At 63.9% G+C, this 15,159-nt stretch carries 13 protein-coding genes; 4 read left to right on the top strand and 9 right to left on the bottom strand.

Translation table 11 applies throughout. The features are described from left to right. Both F3H96_RS18025 and F3H96_RS18020 read left to right on the top strand, forming a co-directional pair. Positions 1-1,402, top strand: a 1,402-nt coding sequence (locus F3H96_RS18025; protein ID WP_149803070.1) for an amylo-alpha-1,6-glucosidase, incomplete at its 5' end; no start/stop codon positions are given. 197 nt (positions 1,403-1,599) lie between these two features. After that, a complete protein-coding gene (locus tag F3H96_RS18020) occupies positions 1,600-1,896 on the top strand; it encodes a DUF982 domain-containing protein (RefSeq protein ID WP_149803069.1) in 297 nt (98 codons plus the stop codon). Positions 1,897-2,131: 235 nt separating this feature from the next. Here the strand turns inward: F3H96_RS18020 and cysQ are convergent, their stop codons facing one another. The 3 genes from cysQ to cysD are packed head-to-tail and all read right to left on the bottom strand — an operon-like array spanning position 2,132 to position 5,767. Then, positions 2,132-2,911: a 3'(2'),5'-bisphosphate nucleotidase CysQ gene (cysQ, locus tag F3H96_RS18015; RefSeq protein ID WP_188131446.1), complete on the bottom strand. Its 780-nt coding sequence runs from the start codon at positions 2,909-2,911 to the stop codon at positions 2,132-2,134. 10 nt (positions 2,912-2,921) lie between these two features. Beyond that, positions 2,922-4,859 carry a sulfate adenylyltransferase subunit CysN gene (cysN, locus tag F3H96_RS18010; protein WP_149803068.1) on the bottom strand — a complete coding sequence of 646 codons (1,938 nt, stop codon included), beginning with the start codon at positions 4,857-4,859 and terminating at the stop codon, positions 2,922-2,924. A gap of 2 nt (positions 4,860-4,861) precedes the next feature. Then, complete coding sequence (gene cysD, locus F3H96_RS18005) at positions 4,862-5,767, bottom strand: sulfate adenylyltransferase subunit CysD (protein WP_244620056.1); 906 nt, start codon at positions 5,765-5,767, stop codon at positions 4,862-4,864. A 448-nt stretch (positions 5,768-6,215) separates the two neighbouring features. Between cysD and F3H96_RS18000 the strand changes: the two genes are divergently transcribed. Together F3H96_RS18000 and F3H96_RS17995 are read left to right on the top strand one after the other, a co-directional pair. After that, positions 6,216-7,508 carry an O-antigen ligase family protein gene (locus F3H96_RS18000; protein ID WP_149803066.1) on the top strand — a complete coding sequence of 431 codons (1,293 nt, stop codon included), beginning with the start codon at positions 6,216-6,218 and terminating at the stop codon, positions 7,506-7,508. Next, a complete protein-coding gene (locus F3H96_RS17995; protein WP_149803065.1) occupies positions 7,505-8,437 on the top strand; it encodes an NAD-dependent epimerase/dehydratase family protein in 933 nt (310 codons plus the stop codon). The genes F3H96_RS18000 and F3H96_RS17995 overlap by 4 nt, the downstream gene beginning before the upstream one ends. 97 nt (positions 8,438-8,534) lie before the next feature. On the opposite strand, the gene F3H96_RS17990 is transcribed toward F3H96_RS17995, so the two are convergent. The 6 genes from F3H96_RS17990 to rfbA form a co-directional block, all read right to left on the bottom strand. Then, entirely contained in the window at positions 8,535-9,071 is a 537-nt protein-coding gene (locus F3H96_RS17990) for a sugar transferase (protein WP_280177780.1), read from the bottom strand. Positions 9,072-9,154: 83 nt separating this feature from the next. After that, on the bottom strand, positions 9,155-11,173 hold the full coding sequence (locus F3H96_RS17985) for a nucleoside-diphosphate sugar epimerase/dehydratase (RefSeq protein WP_188131442.1): 2,019 nt from the start codon (positions 11,171-11,173) through the stop codon (positions 9,155-9,157). 296 nt (positions 11,174-11,469) lie between these two features. Beyond that, positions 11,470-12,369 (bottom strand): dTDP-4-dehydrorhamnose reductase, encoded by a 900-nt coding sequence (rfbD, locus tag F3H96_RS17980; RefSeq protein WP_149803064.1) that lies wholly within the window; start codon positions 12,367-12,369, stop codon positions 11,470-11,472. Continuing rightward, positions 12,366-13,493 carry a dTDP-glucose 4,6-dehydratase gene (gene rfbB, locus F3H96_RS17975; RefSeq protein ID WP_244620057.1) on the bottom strand — a complete coding sequence of 376 codons (1,128 nt, stop codon included), beginning with the start codon at positions 13,491-13,493 and terminating at the stop codon, positions 12,366-12,368. Before rfbB ends, rfbD begins: the two co-directional genes overlap by 4 nt. A gap of 14 nt (positions 13,494-13,507) precedes the next feature. Then, the gene (gene rfbC / locus F3H96_RS17970) at positions 13,508-14,062 is read right to left on the bottom strand and encodes a dTDP-4-dehydrorhamnose 3,5-epimerase (RefSeq protein ID WP_149803063.1); all 555 of its coding nucleotides are present in this window, start codon (positions 14,060-14,062) and stop codon (positions 13,508-13,510) included. Further along, positions 14,055-14,945, bottom strand: coding sequence for a glucose-1-phosphate thymidylyltransferase RfbA (rfbA, locus tag F3H96_RS17965; RefSeq protein WP_149803062.1), 891 nt, complete (start codon positions 14,943-14,945; stop codon positions 14,055-14,057). Before rfbA ends, rfbC begins: the two co-directional genes overlap by 8 nt. Positions 14,946-15,159: the final 214 nt, after the last annotated feature.

Here is a 15,159-nt window from a genome sequence, read left to right as displayed (position 1 = left end):
CACGGTCTTCAGCTCCGGCCGCGTGTTCAATGACTGGCTCGCGCGCACGCGCGCCGACATTGCGTTGCTGACCACCGATCTGGAGACGGGGCCATATCCATACGCCGGTATTCCCTGGTTCTCGACCGCCTTCGGGCGCGACGGCGTCATTTCCGCCTTGCAGATGCTGTGGCTGAACCCCGAGCTTGCCCGCGGGGTGCTGGCGTTCCTTGCCCGCTATCAATCGACAGAGACTTCGATATTTGACGATGCCGAGCCCGGCAAGATCATGCATGAAACGCGCAAGGGGGAAATGGCTGTGCTGCGCGAGCTGCCGTTCGGCCGCTATTACGGCGGCGTCGACACCACTCCGCTCTATGTTTACCTGGCCTGGTCCTATGCCGATCGCACGGGCAATGACGAGTTCGTCGATCGCATGTGGGATTCGCTGTGTGCGGCCGTCGCGTGGATGGAGGAGGTCGGAGCCCGCAACGGAGACGGTTTCGTGACCTATAGCAGGGCGGCAGATACGGGGCTTTTCAACCAGGGCTGGAAGGACAGCGCAGACGCTATCTTCCGTTCCGATGGCACGATCCCCAAGGGACCAATCGCACTGGTGGAGGTGCAAGGTTACGTCTTCGCAGCCTATCAAGGCATGGCTGCGCTGGCCGCCAAGCGCGGCGATGTCGCCAAGGCAGCGCACTGGAGCGGCATGGCAGAAAGGATCCGCAACGCGGTGGAGACGCAGTTTTGGATGCCCGACCGCAATTTCTACGCCTTGGCAATCGACGGAGAAGGCAAGCAATGCGCGGTGCGGGCCTCCAACGCCGGTCACCTGCTGTATGTCGGGCTGCCGTCAGCGCAACGGGCCCAATCAATTGCCGCGCAGCTGCTGTCGGGCCATCTCAACAGCGGTTGGGGCGTTCGCACGTTGGCCGACGACGAGCTTCCATTCAATCCAATGTCCTATCACAACGGCTCGATCTGGCCGCACGATACGGCAATCTGCGCCGCTGGGCTCGCCCGCTACCAGGAGCGCACCAGTGTCGTGAAGCTTATGAGCAGCATGTTCGAGGCGGCGGTCCGTTTCCATATGCGGCTTCCGGAGCTGTTCTGCGGCTTTACGCGGGCCATCGGCGATGCACCGATCGCGTATCCCGTCGCCTGTCTGCCGCAGGCATGGTCGGCCGGCTCCGCCTTCATGATGCTGCAGGCCTGTCTGGGGATCCGCATCGATGGTTGGAAGCGCGAGATCAATGTCGAACGCCCACGGTTGCCGATAGGCATCGACAACATCGTCATCCGGCACCTGGCCGTGGGCGAGGCAAAGGTCGATCTCAATTTCCAGCGCGTCGGCGACCGGGTCGTCTGCTATCTCGACGAGCGGCACGAGGGCCTGGTGCCGCTGGTCGTTCGCTCTTAGTTCGTGACCACGGAAGCAGGCCCGCCATTCGATGCTCACTGCGCTATCGAGGTGCCTTCGTCTCGGCTGCTCCTCTTGAATTGAAAAGAGGTGCTTCCAATCTTTTCCCTTGTGTCCAGCCCGGCATTCAGGTGTTCGAACAGGAGAAATACGTCTCCGAAACGATCACCAGGGTCAGTTGTTGAAGGGAGGTCACCATGGAAAGTGATGCTTTCAAGCGGCCGGTTTTCGTAGGAGAGGATGGCTACATCCAAAAGATCGACTGCGTGATGGATGCTATTGAGTTTTTGGAAGAATGGCCCGTGGAAAGGCGTGGGCTCCTTCACGCGGCGGCCTGTGAGGCGTGCTACTCGGCCTACGACGGCCGGAAGCCTGTCGAGGCCGCGCACAAGGCCTTTACGGCTTGGGCCCGCAAGATCGGCGTCATCAAGGACGTGCCTCCGGCACCGCCGTGGATGACAGGGCCAAAGATCAGCAACGCAGACCTCTCGTGAGGGGTGCGGAAGGCTTCTTCATCAGACGCAGCTTGCGAGGCGCATCGCACTGCGGACCACATTGTCTTGACTGGACGGTGCCAGAGCCGATCGGGCCGGTTGGCCGGATTGGGTAAGCCGGGCTCGATCAAGCCGATGAGAGCCGACAGCCGTGTTGCCGGGAGCGAAACGAACGAGAAAGTCGCCGCTTCACGCGCGGCGACCCCTCTGGCCTGCCGGCCCTCAAGCTGGGAGGTTACGCGCCCTTACCCGTCGCAATGAAATGCGGATTGGCGAAATCCGTGTCGCCGGCCTGGTTGCGCTTGCCGTAGACCAGCGGCTCGCCGTCCAGCGTGCGCGTCATGCCGCCGGCGGCGCGCAGCACCGCATCGCCCGCTGCCGTATCCCATTCCATGGTGCGGCCAAAGCGCGGGTAGACGTCGGCTTCCGCTGCGGCGAGCAGGCAGAATTTCAGCGACGAGCCGATCGAGACGATCTCGGCGGCGCCGAGATCGCGGATGAAGGCTTCGGTTTCCGGCGTGTTGTGCGAGCGGCTGGCCACGACGGCGAGCGGCGTGCCTCCCTCTCGCACGCTGATCGGCCGGCGGCGGGTGATGCGATAATCGGCGTCGACGTCGATCGCCTCGGCCTTGCCCGGCCGGCCGCTGAAGAAGCGCCCGGTGCACGGCGCGAACACGACGCCGACTTCGGGCACACCATGGCGGACCAGCGCGATGTTGACGGTGAAATCGGTGCGGCGGTTGACGAATTCCTTGGTGCCGTCGAGCGGATCGATCAGGAAGAAGGCGCCGTCGAGATCGGGCGTCGCGATACCCGCCGCGACCTCTTCCTCGGCCACGCAAGGGATGTCCGGATAGGCGGCGCGCAGTCCTGCAAGGATGATCCTCTCGCTTTCGCGGTCGGCCTCCGTCACCGGCGAGGAGTCGGCCTTGCTGTCGACGGTGCAGCCTTCATGGAAGACCCGCATCACCTCGCGCCCGGCCTCCAGCGCCAGGCGTTCGAAAACACCCAGCATCGCCTCGTCGTCAGATACCGCCGCCATTGTCGTACTGGTCCTCGGCAATGTCGCGCTCATTCAGCCAGTGCTCCAGGGCTTCCGCCATCTCTTCCGGCTTCTTGCCGAGCGTCTTCAGATGGATTTCCGGGTTCTGCGGCGCCTCATAGGGCGAATCGACACCGGTGAAGTTCTTGATCTCGCCGCTCAAGGCACGCGCGTAGAGGCCCTTCGGATCGCGGCGGGCGCATTCCTCGAACGGTGTGTCGACGAACACCTCGACGAACTCGCCTTCGGCCATCAGTTCGCGCGCCACGCGCCGCTCGGCGGCGAAGGGGGAGATGAAGGAGACGATGACGATCAGGCCGGCATCGGCCATCAGCTTGGCCACCTCGGCGACACGGCGGATATTTTCAACGCGGTCGGCGTCGGTGAAGCCGAGATCGCGGTTGAGGCCGTGACGGACATTGTCGCCGTCGAGGATGTAGGTGTGGCGGCCGGACGCGAACAGCTTCTTCTCGAACAGGTTGGCGATGGTCGACTTACCCGAACCGGAGAGCCCGGTGAACCAGAACACGGCCGGGCGCTGGTTCTTCAGGTCGGAGCGGCCGCGCTTGCCGACGTCGAGCGACTGCCAGTGGATGTTTTCCGCACGGCGCAGCGAATGCAGGATCATGCCGGCGCCGACGGTGGCGTTGGTGATGCGATCGATGAGGATGAAAGCGCCGGTGGTGCGGTTCTCGGCGAAGGGATCGAAGGCGATCGGCGCCCTGGTCGAGAGGTTGCAGACGCCGACCTCGTTGAGGTCGAGCGACTTCGCCGCCTCATGCGCGAAATCGTTGACGTTGACCCGGTATTTGAGCTCGGTGACGGTGGCACTGACCTGATCGGTTTCGGTACGCAGAACGTAGGATCGGCCGGGCAGCAGCGCCTGCTCGTCGAACCAGACGATGTTGGCGGCGAACTGGTCGGCGACCTGGGGTCGCGCTGCCGGCGACACCAGCAAGTTGCCGCGCGACACCTCGACCTCGTCCTCCAGGACGAGCGTGATCGCCTGGCCGGCAACCGCCTGCTCGAGGTCGCCGCCATGCGCGACGATGCGCCTGACGCGGGACGCCTTGCCTGACTTGGCAACGACGACTTCGTCGCCCTGCGCGACGGTGCCCGAGGCGATGGTGCCTGCGAAGCCGCGGAAATCGAGGTTCGGGCGGTTCACATACTGGACAGGAAAGCGGAACGGCAGTTCGATGGCGGCCTCGTCGACCGACACGGTTTCCAGATGCTCGATCAGCGACGGGCCGGAATACCAGGGCGTGCGCTCCGAACGGCTGGTGACGTTGTCGCCGAAGCGTGCCGACATCGGGATCGGCACGACGCTGACGAAGCCGAGCCCCCGCGCGAACTCGCCATAGTCGGCGACGATCTGGTCGAACATGGCCTTGTCGAAGCCGACCAGGTCGATCTTGTTGACCGCAAGCACGATGTGGCGGATGCCGAGCAGCGAGGCGATGATGGAATGGCGCCTGGTCTGGCGCAGCACACCCTGGCGCGCGTCGATCAGCACGATGGCGAGATCCGCGGTCGAGGCGCCGGTCGCCATGTTGCGCGTGTACTGCTCATGGCCGGGCGTGTCGGCGACGATGAACTTGCGCTTCGGCGTAGCAAAGAAGCGGTAGGCGACGTCGATGGTGATGCCCTGCTCCCGCTCCGCCTCCAGGCCGTCGACCAGGAGCGCGAAGTCGATGTCGTCACCGGTTGTGCCGTGCTTGCGCGAGTCCTTTTCGAGCGCCGCGAGCTGGTCCTCGAAAATCTGCTTGGTGTCGGAAAGCAGCCGGCCGATCAGCGTCGACTTGCCGTCGTCTACCGAACCGCAGGTGAGGAAGCGCAGCAGCGACTTCTTCTCCTGCGCGGCCATGTAGTCGCGGATGGAATCGGTCGAGGCGAGGCTCTTGGCCATGATGTGGCGCATTATCAGAAATAACCCTCGCGCTTCTTCTTTTCCATCGAACCTGCTTCGTCGCGGTCGATAAGGCGGCCCTGGCGCTCGGACGTGCGGGCGGTCAACATCTCGCCGACGATCGCGTCAAGCGTATCGGCGTCCGACTCGATGGCGCCGGTCAGCGGGTAGCAGCCCAGCGTGCGGAAGCGCACAAGGCGATTCTCGATCGTCTCGCCGGAGCGCAGTTGCATGCGATCGTCATCCTTCATGATCAGCATGCCATCGCGCTCGACCACCGGACGCTCCTTGGCGAAGTAAAGCGGCACGATCGGGATGTTCTCCTGCAGGATGTACTGCCAGATGTCGAGCTCGGTCCAGTTGGACAGCGGGAAGACGCGGATCGATTCGCCGGGCGCGATGCGGGTGTTGAAGATCTTCCACATCTCCGGCCGCTGGTTCTTCGGGTCCCAGGCATGCTGGGCGTTGCGGAAGGAGAAGATACGCTCCTTGGCGCGCGACTTCTCTTCATCGCGGCGGGCGCCACCGAAAGCAGCGTCGAAACCGTATTTGTCCAGCGCCTGGCGCAGCGCCACCGTCTTCATCACATGGGTGTGGGTGTTGGAGCCGTGGTCGAAGGGATTGATGCCGTCGCGCACGCCGTCCTCGTTGACATGGACGAGCAGGTCGAAGCCGAGCTTCTGCGCCATCTGATCGCGAAAGGCGATCATCTCGCGGAACTTCCAGGTCGTGTCGACATGCAGGAACGGGAAAGGCGGCTTGGCCGGATAGAAAGCCTTCATCGCCAGGTGCATCAGCACCGAGGAATCCTTGCCGACCGAGTAGAGCATCACCGGCTTGGAGAAGGATGCCGCGACCTCGCGGAAGATGTGGATGGATTCGGCCTCAAGCCGCTGCAGATGCGTGAGCGCGATATTCATGGACTGTCGAGCGTTCTCTCGTGTCGTCGAGCGGCAATCTTGCATTGCGGGCGCAATTCCATGCCGCCCGGGCGCAAATTTCACTTTAGACAAACTGTTTCGTGCGGGCGTTCTAACAGATCGGCGCCGCCCATAACAATGCAAGACCCACGCCGCGCGGGATGAATAGAGAACGAATTTTCCAAGCGAGCCCGGCAAAGCGGAAAATCCTGCCAGGGCGGCCGAAACGCCGAAGCGAAGAAAAGCTCTGGCTTGCGGACGGCCCCCAGGTTCTCCGGTGTTCGCCGGGGATTTCTGGCAGAACATCGGCGACTGCCCTATCGCGGAAAGGCGCCAACGGCTATACGGGCCAGGGGAGCGGGCAAGGCGCGGCAAACGGAGTTCATCGAGGCAGCTTTGGCTGGCTCTACTGATCCCGGGCGCAACCTGGAAATTGCGAAGCAAGGCATTGAACCCGTTTACAACGCTCCGGCGCCACCTTACGCCCGCACAGATCAACGTCTATTTCTCGATCGTCTGCTTTTTTTCGCCGCCGGTGCTCGGATCGCTGGTCAGCATCGCCTTCAATGCCGGTGGCGTGTGGTCGGCGGTGCTGCTCGCCACGAAACGGCGGCGCTTCAACCTCGACCGGCCGATGCTCGCCTTGACGGCGGCGATCTATGCCTATTGCGCGGCCATGATATTGGCTTCGATCGTCAACGGCAGGCTGGCGGCCGATCTGCGGTTTTTCCTGCCGCTGGTCACCTTGCTGCTGTTGCCCATCTCGTATTCGAGCTGGAGCATCACCGAGAAGATCACGCTGGCACGCATAGCCATTTTGGCTAGCACCACGGCCTGCTTTGGAGCACTGGCGATCGCCGTCGCCCAGTATCATTGGTTCGGCATGAGGGCCGAAGGCGGCGCCGGCAACGCGATCGTCTTCGCAACCGTTACCTGTCTGGCCGTCATGATGTGCCTTGCCGGCGCCCTGTCAGGCATCGAGAAGCGCTGGAAGCTGCTGGTTACCGCGGCGATCGCCGGAGCCGTCGCGATTGTCTATTCAGGGTCGCGCATGATCTGGGTGGCCGTGCCGATTGCCGGCATCGTCGTCCTTCTCGTCAATCGCCGCCGGTTCGCCAGCGCCAGCGTGGCGCGTTTCGCGGTGATCGGCGTCGCCGTCGCCCTGGTGATTGCCGCCATCGGCTCTCGCGTCATCCTCGATCGGACCGACTTCCTGGTCAGCGACTGGGATGCGCTGAACGCCAATGGCGACCATTCGACGGCGCTCGGGTTGCGCGTGGCAATGTGGGAAATCGGCTCTGCCGCGTTTCGCGCGATGCCGATTTTCGGCCACGGCATCTCGGCCAGCCGGGAGTTGATGAAGCAGGGATTTCAGAACCAGTTCGGCCTGAACCAGGGTTTCAGCCATTTCCACAATGGCTTCCTGACGGCGCTGGTCGAGGCCGGCCTGCTGGGAGCGCTTGCGCTGGCTGCGATCTTCGTCCTTGCCGCCTGGAACGCGGCGAGGACGCTGCGCCTCAGCGCGGATCCGGTCGAGCGGTTCGGCGCCACGATGGTCCTTGTCGCGGTCATTACCTATCTCACCGGCGGACTGACCGGCATCCTCATCGGCCACGACATACTCGACGCGACGCTCATGGTGTTCCTGATTTCGGGGACCTATCTTGCGTCCGGGCGGACGATAGCGCCGACCGGGAAAAGCGCGCCTGCCGTGGCGACGGGCGCCAGCCGGCAATCATGAAGGTCCTGGTCACCGGCGCGACAGGCTTCGTCGGGCGCCAGATCGTCAGCCGCTTGCACGAGGCCGGATTCGACATACGGATCGCGTCGCGGCTGCCGCAAAGGCCGGCAGGCGCCGACGATTGCCTCGTGCTGCCCGGCGCCGATGCGCCGGAGGAAGCCTTCCTGGCGCTGATGCGCGATGTGAGGCATGTCGTCCATTGCGCGGCGCTCAACAATGATCGCAGCGCCGGCGAGGCCGACTTGCGAACCGTCAATGCGGTGCTGACGGGACGGCTCGCCCGGGCAGCCGCCACGCGCACCGACGGGCGCTTCATCTATCTCTCCTCGATCCGCGCCGTCGCGGGGCCCGATTTCAGCGGCACCATCGACGAGGCCACGCCCCCTGCCCCGCAATGCGCCTACGGGCGCTCCAAGCGCGAAGGCGAGATCGCAATGCTGGAGGCCTTCGCGACGGCCGGCCGGCGCGCAGATGCGACGGCCCTGAGGCTGCCGCCGGTCTATGGCGAAGGCATGAAGGGGAACCTGCGCGGGCTGATGCGGCTCGCAGCCACCGGCTTGCCATTGCCGACCGGCGCTTTGCGGGGGGTTCGTTCGCTGATATCGGTCGACGCCGTCGCGGGCGCCGTGACGCATCTGTTGACCCGTCCCATGCCGCCGCGCCCAACCTACGTCCTGGGCGATGCTTCGCCGGTTGCCATGCCTGAAATCATCGCCGCCTTCCGGCGCGGATACGGCCGGCCGGCCCGGCTTCTCCCCACGCCGGCCTGGCCGTTCCGCCTGACGGCCACGCTGTTTGGCAAGCAAGCGTCCTGGCAAGCCTTGGTGGCGACGCAGACCTGTGACCCGACGCTGCTGGCCTCGGAAGGCTGGACGCCGGAAAGCGATACTCTCGGCCGGCTCGAGGAGCTGGCGCGGCGGGCCGGTTAGAGCAATTCCAGGAAAAGCGTAAGCGGTTTTCCATCCGGAATTGCGTCAAACAAGGAAAATAGAGCGGTTCGCCGTTCTGCGCGAACGGTGAGACGCTCTATGCGCGATAGAACGTGCCCAGCAGTATCTTGAGGTCCAGGCCGATGGAGGCGGCCTTGATGTAGGCCGCATCGGTCTCGGCGCAGAGTTTTGGATCCGACATGTCGATCCCCTTGATCTGCGCCAGGCCGGTGATGCCCGGCAGCACGGTGAGCACGCCCAATTCCCGGCGCCGTTCGATCAGTTCCGTCTGCGTCGGCAGGCATGGACGCGGCCCGACAAGGCTCATCTCGCCCTTGAGCACATTCCACAGCTGCGGCAACTCGTCGATCTTGGTTGCGCGCAGCGCCCTGCCGATTGCGGTGACCGAACCGGCCGGCGCCTCGTGGGTGGGCAATGACGGCGTTTCGCGACGCATCGTTCGCAATTTGTGGCAGGCAAAGAGGGCTCCTCCCCGGCCGACGCGGATTTGCGAGAAAATGGCCCGGCCGGGCGACGTCGCCCGGATTGCCAGCATCGCGACAAGCAGGACGGGAGCCGCCACCACCAGCATCGGGAGGGCGACCGCCAAGTCGAGCGCGCGCTTCGCCGTCACGGTTCAGATCCCAAGCGTAACAGGAGCGGCGCATCCCGCTTATATTCGGTTACGCTTGGGTGGCTGCGCTTATGCAAGACAGGCTAAGCCGTTTGCCCTGCCACTTTCGGCATGTCGCGCTCCGGAATGTTCTGGTCCTGATGCAGTTCCATCAGCACCGCGAGCGCCGCTGCCTTGTCCTGATCGCGGATGGCGGCCTGCAGCGCGGTCAGCCCGGCCTGGATTTTCGCCCAGCGCACGACCTCGGTCCTGAGGCCGAAAATCTTGGCGATATCGAGCTTGACCACTTCTTCGTTCTCGCCGTGCAGCGTCTCATGCAGCTTCTCGCCCGGCCTGACGCCGGTGAAGCGTATCTGAATGTCGGTATACGGGTTTTTGCCGGCCATGCGAATCATCGTTTCCGCGACTTCGAGAATCGGCACCGGCTTGCCCATGTCGAGCATATAGATCGCGTAGTCATCCGCGCCCTGGCGCTGCTCGGCATCGGCGGCGGACATGATGACCAGGTCGACGGCCTCGGCCACGGTCATGAAATAGCGGGTCATGCGCCGGTCGGTGATGGTGAGCGGGCCACCGGCCTCGATCTGTGCCTGGAAGATCGTCGCCACCGAGCCGTTGGAGCCGAAGACATTGCCGAAGCGCACGGCGATGAATTTGGTGCCTGGATGGCGGCTCGCGACGTCATGGCCGTTCAGCCCGCCGCCATTCGACATGGACGGGCGCGCGGCGTGCGTCTCATGCAGCGAGGCAACGATCTGCTCGGCCGCCCGCTTGGTGACGCCAAGCACCGATGTCGGATCCACCGCCTTGTCGCTGGAGATGAGCAGGAACTGCGGGACACCGCATTTGGCGGCGACCTCGGCGCAGGCAAGCGTGCCAAACACGTTGGTTTCGATCGCCGCCTCCCAGTTTTCTTCAAGGATCGGCACATGTTTCAGCGCCGCGGCGTGGAAAATGATCGCGGGCTCGAACTCCCTGACAAGGCGCATCATCTGGCGCCGGTCGGTGACGTCGGCGATGCGGCTGGTCAGACGATCGCGCTCCCTTTCCTCGACCAGCTGGTCGAGTTGGAAAATACCGAATTCGGAATTGTCGGCCACCAAAACCGCCTCGGCGCCCAGCTGCAGCGAGCGCTTGACGAGCACGCGGCCGATGGAGCCGGCGCCGCCTGTCACCAGGACGCGCTTGCCTTCGACAAAAGCCCCGATGCGCTCGATGTCCGTGGCGACGGCCGAACGGCGCATGATCGTTTCCATCTCGACCGCGTCGAGAACCAGCTTGCCGCCCTGCCCCAGTTCGGAGAGTCCGGAGAACTGGACGACGGTGATGCCGCTGTGACGGGCAACGCGCACCAGCTCCGCATAGTCCTCGATCTCGCGCTCGACACCCTTGCCGAAGATGACGAAGTCGAGATTCTTGGTGCCTCTGACATATTCTTCCAGAACGTCGACCAGGCGCGGGCGGACCGCCACCACGGGAACGCCTTGGATCTGCGTGCCGAGCGGCGCATCGCCTTCGGTCGCCATGATGCCGGCGATGGCATATTCCGCCGGCATTGCCGTGCGCGTAAAGCGGACGATCACGTCGGCTTCGCTCAGCCGGCCGATGAAGAGCGCCTGCCTGATCGGCGCGTCGCCGGCGGCACGGCGCAGGATGCGCCAGCTGGCGCCGTCGCGAAGAAAGCGGTAGTAAAGTCTCGGCGCCGAAATAATGGTGAAGGAGACGAGGAAGAAAACTATGAACTGGCGTTCGTTGAGACCGGCGACAGGCTGGAAAAACAAGCGGAAGGCGAGCGAGGTCAAGTAAAGGACCACTGTCAGTATTCCGCAACCCTTCAGGATGTTGAAGAAATCGGGCGTGGAAGCAAAGCGCCAGACGGTGTTGTAGAGACCGCAATATCTGAACAGAAGATGGGCGACGAGCACGATGACCAGCCAGCAGGCCAGTCCGGCATAGGACAGTGCATCGAACGAAAGTCGCGACTGCGACAGAATCAGGCTCAACGCCACGGCGACCAGGACCATAAGGAGATCCTGGATCATGATGATGGCGCGCCGCATCTTCGGCCGGAGTCCCGATACGGCTTCTACATAGGACGTCATAGGGTGGCACTGAACTCCAGGCACGGGACTCACCACCCGAATGGCACCGGATCAGATAGCATCCGCCGCCACTCTAGATTGCAAGTCCCTGACCCCTTACCCCGCTACCGCAATAGCGCGGAGTCGGGCGTATCGCCAGAAGTTTTTTCTTCCCATTGCATGGTAGAGCTGGCGAAGCGACAGGGCGCGGCCATCCGCCGGCTTCGTGTCCGCCTCGGAGATCGCGCATTCGGCGCCCTTCCTGGCTTGCTTATCTTTGACCTATTGCGCGTGAAGTCCCTGGCCAAGGCTTTCGACTAGCGTGCCGAGACGGGACTATCGGCGACAATACGACTTATGACAGTTCGGCTCGACTCCCGCCAATCCGGCGCGGTCCAGCCGAACGCAGCTGCGAATTTCGCGCTCGACAGCCGAGAGTTGGCCGGGCGCCTCGCTTTTGTCGGGTAGTCGGCGGTCGCGATATCGCGGATGCGGCCATGCGGACCGCCAAGCGCCCGGCTCGCATCCAGGATGTGACGAGCAAAGCCGCTCCAGTTGGTCTCGCCGCCGCCGGCCAGATGATAGACGCCGAAGGCGGTGCGCTTGTCCTGACCAAGGACAGCCGCCGCGTGCAGGATCGCGTCGGCTATGTCGAGCGCCGACGTCGGATTGCCCCATTGATCGGCGACGACCGAAATCTCGTCGCGGTCGCCAGCCAGCCTCAGCATGGTCTTGACGAAGTTCTTGCCGAAGGGGCTGTAGACCCAAGCGGTGCGCAGGATGAGGTGGCGCGGGTTGGCCACCGCCACCGCTTGTTCGCCGGCGAGCTTTGAGGCGCCGTAGACGCCGAGCGGCGCGGTCTGGTCGGTCTCGACATAGGCGCCGTCCTTGGCGCCGTCGAAGACATAGTCGGTCGACAGATGGATGACGGGAACGCCGAGCCGCGCCGCGGCCTCCGCCACCTTGCCGGCGCCGGTCTCGTTCACCGCGAAGGCCAGGTCCTTCTCGTCCTCGGCCTGGTCGACGGCGGTGTAGGCGGCGGCCGAGACGACGATGTCGGGCCTTGCCGCTGCCAGCGCCGAAAATACGGTCTGCGGCCGCGCCAGGTCGAGCGTCGGCCGGCCGGCGGCGACGACTTCGACATCGCCGCGGCCTCGCGCCACCTCGATGAGACTCAAGGCAACCTGGCCCTCGCGTCCGGTAACGACAAGCCTCACGTGGCCACCTTCGCGCTGTCGGCCCGCCGGCTTTCGGCCGGTTCGGCTTCGGTCTTTCCGGCGTGAGCAGGGCCATGGCCCAGCCGCTCGCCGGCGTAGCGCTGCTCGCGGATCGGCCCCCACCACCATTTGTTGTCGAGGTACCAGTCGACGGTCCTCGCCAGGCCGCTGTCGAAATTCTCGCGCGGCGCCCAGCCCAGGTCGCGCGCAATCTTGGAGGCGTCGATGGCGTAGCGGCGGTCATGTCCAGGGCGATCGGTGACGAAGGCGATCAGATCGCGGTAGCTTTTGCCGCCCGCGCGCGGCCGCCTCAAATCGAGAAGATCGCAAATCGTCTCGACGACTGCGAGATTGGTGCGCTCGGAACTGCCGCCGACATTGTAGCTCTCGCCCGGCTGTCCCTTGGTGGCCACCAGCTCAAGGGCCCGCGCGTGGTCCTCGACGAACAGCCAGTCGCGCACATTGGCGCCGGCGCCGTAGACCGGCAGCGGCTTCTCGTCGAGCGCGTTGAGGATGACCAGCGGGATCAGCTTTTCCGGGAAGTGGTACGGCCCGTAATTGTTCGAGCAGTTGGAAAGCACCACCGGCAGGCCGTAGGTCTCGTGCCAGGCGCGCACCAGATGGTCGGAGGCGGCCTTGGAGGCCGAATAGGGCGAGGACGGCGCATAGGGCGTCTCCTCGACGAACATGCCGCCGTCGAAGGGCAGGTCGCCGAACACCTCGTCGGTCGAGACATGGTGGAAGCGGAAGCGGCCTTGGCGAGCCTCGGGCAGCCCGCGCCAGTATTCCAGCGCGGCGTTGAGGATGCGGTAGGTGCCGACGATGTTGGTTTCGATGAAGGCGCCGGGGCCATCGATCGAACGGTCGACATGGCTTTCGGCGGCCAAGTTCATGACGATGTCGATGTCGTCGCGGCGCAATATGTCGAGCACTGCGCGCTCGTCGCGGATGTCGGCCTGCTCGAAGCGATAATTGTGGGCGTTCTCGATCGGCCGCAACGATGCGAGATTGCCGGCATAGGTCAGCTTGTCGAGATTGGTGACGCGGTAGGCGGGGTTGGTGCACAGATGCCGGCAGACCGCCGAGCCGATGAAGCCGGCGCCGCCGGTGACCAAGAAATTCAGCGCGCCCTCTTGCCTCACGCGAAAACCTCTGCACTGCCGAGCAGCGGCGCCTTGCGATCCTTGTCGGAAAGCTGGAAGGCGCCGGCGAGCGACGGCCAAGCGATGCCGACGGCGGGGTCGTCGAAACGGATCGACCGGTCGTGCTCCGGCGAATAGGTATCGGTGACCTTGTACAGAATCTCGGTGTCCGGCACGAGCGTGACAAAGCCGTGCGCATATCCCTTCGGCACCAGAATCTGGTTTCCCTTCTCGGCCGAGACCTCCAATGCCGACCATTTTCCGAAGGTCGGCGACGAACGGCGGATGTCGACGACGACATCGAAGACACTGCCCCGAACGACGCGTAGCAGCTTGTCCTGGGCGCGCGGCGGCAATTGGTAGTGCAGGCCGCGCAGGACGCCGGCGGCCGCAGAGTAGGAATGGTTGTCCTGCACGAAGGTCAGATCGATGCCGGCCTGCGCAAAGCGCTCCGCATTCCAGGTCTCGCAGAAATAGCCGCGGGCATCGCCGTGCCGCTTCGGCACGATCTCAAGCACACCCTCCAGATCGAGCGTCCTGACCTCAAGCACCCTGATCCTCCATCAGATCGGCGACGCGCCTGCGCAGATAGGCGGCATATTCATTCTTGCCGAGGCGCGCCGCGCGTTCCAGCACCTTGTCGGCGTCGAGCCAGCCCTGCTCGAAAGCGATTTCCTCGGGGCAGGCGACCTTGATGCCTTGGCGATGTTCGATGGTGCGCACAAAGAATGACGCTTCGTGCAGGCTGTCATGCGTGCCGGTATCGAGCCAGGCATAACCGCGGCCGAGGCGGTGGACCTGCAGTTCGCCGCGCTCGAGATAGGCGTTGTTGACCGCCGTAATTTCTAGCTCGCCGCGCGCCGAGGGCTGGATAGTGGAGGCGATGTCGACGACCCTGTTGTCATAGAAATAGAGTCCGGTGACGGCCCAGTTGGATTTCGGCTTGAGCGGCTTTTCCTCGATCGTCAGTGCCTTGCCGGTAGCCTTGTCGAACGAAACCACGCCGTAGCGCTCCGGGTCCTCGACATGGTAGGCGAAGACCGAAGCCCCGCTTGCGCGCGATGCCGCGGCCCGGCAGAGCTTGGACAGCCCATCGCCGAAATAGATATTGTCGCCGAGGATCATCGAAACATTGTCCCTGCCGATGAAATCGCGACCGATGATGAAAGCCTCGGCCAGGCCATTGGGCTGCGGTTGTTCGGCATAGGAAAGCTCTAAGCCGAATTCAGAGCCGTCGCCGAGCAGAGCCTGGAAGACCGGCAAGTCACGCGGCGTCGAGATGACCATGATCTGACGTATTCCCGCGAGCATCAGCACGCTCAGCGGGTAATAGATCATCGGTTTGTCGTAGATTGGCAGGATTTGCTTGGAAACCGCTATCGTGAGCGGATAGAGGCGTGTTCCACTCCCCCCGGCCAGGATTATTCCTTTCAACAGGCTCTCCGTCGAACTGCCGGGGCATGCCCGGATATCGAGCTGCCCGCGGGTCGAGTTTCGTGTGTCGGCTCGTTAGTTATATCCCCGCATGTACTAACATCGGATTTAATGGCGCCACTTGCAGCCTCGTCGGGCTGGAGGAACTGGCCAGGCGGCCGATTGCGCACACAGAAAGCCGGACACGAAAAAGCCGGCGGGTTTTCGGGCCGCC

The sequence above is a fragment of the Mesorhizobium sp. NFR06 genome, assembly GCF_900115245.1.
Taxonomy (GTDB): domain Bacteria; phylum Pseudomonadota; class Alphaproteobacteria; order Rhizobiales; family Rhizobiaceae; genus Mesorhizobium.
The sequence above is the reverse complement of the archived record's forward strand: the minus strand, read 5'-3'. Positions and strand labels throughout refer to the sequence as shown.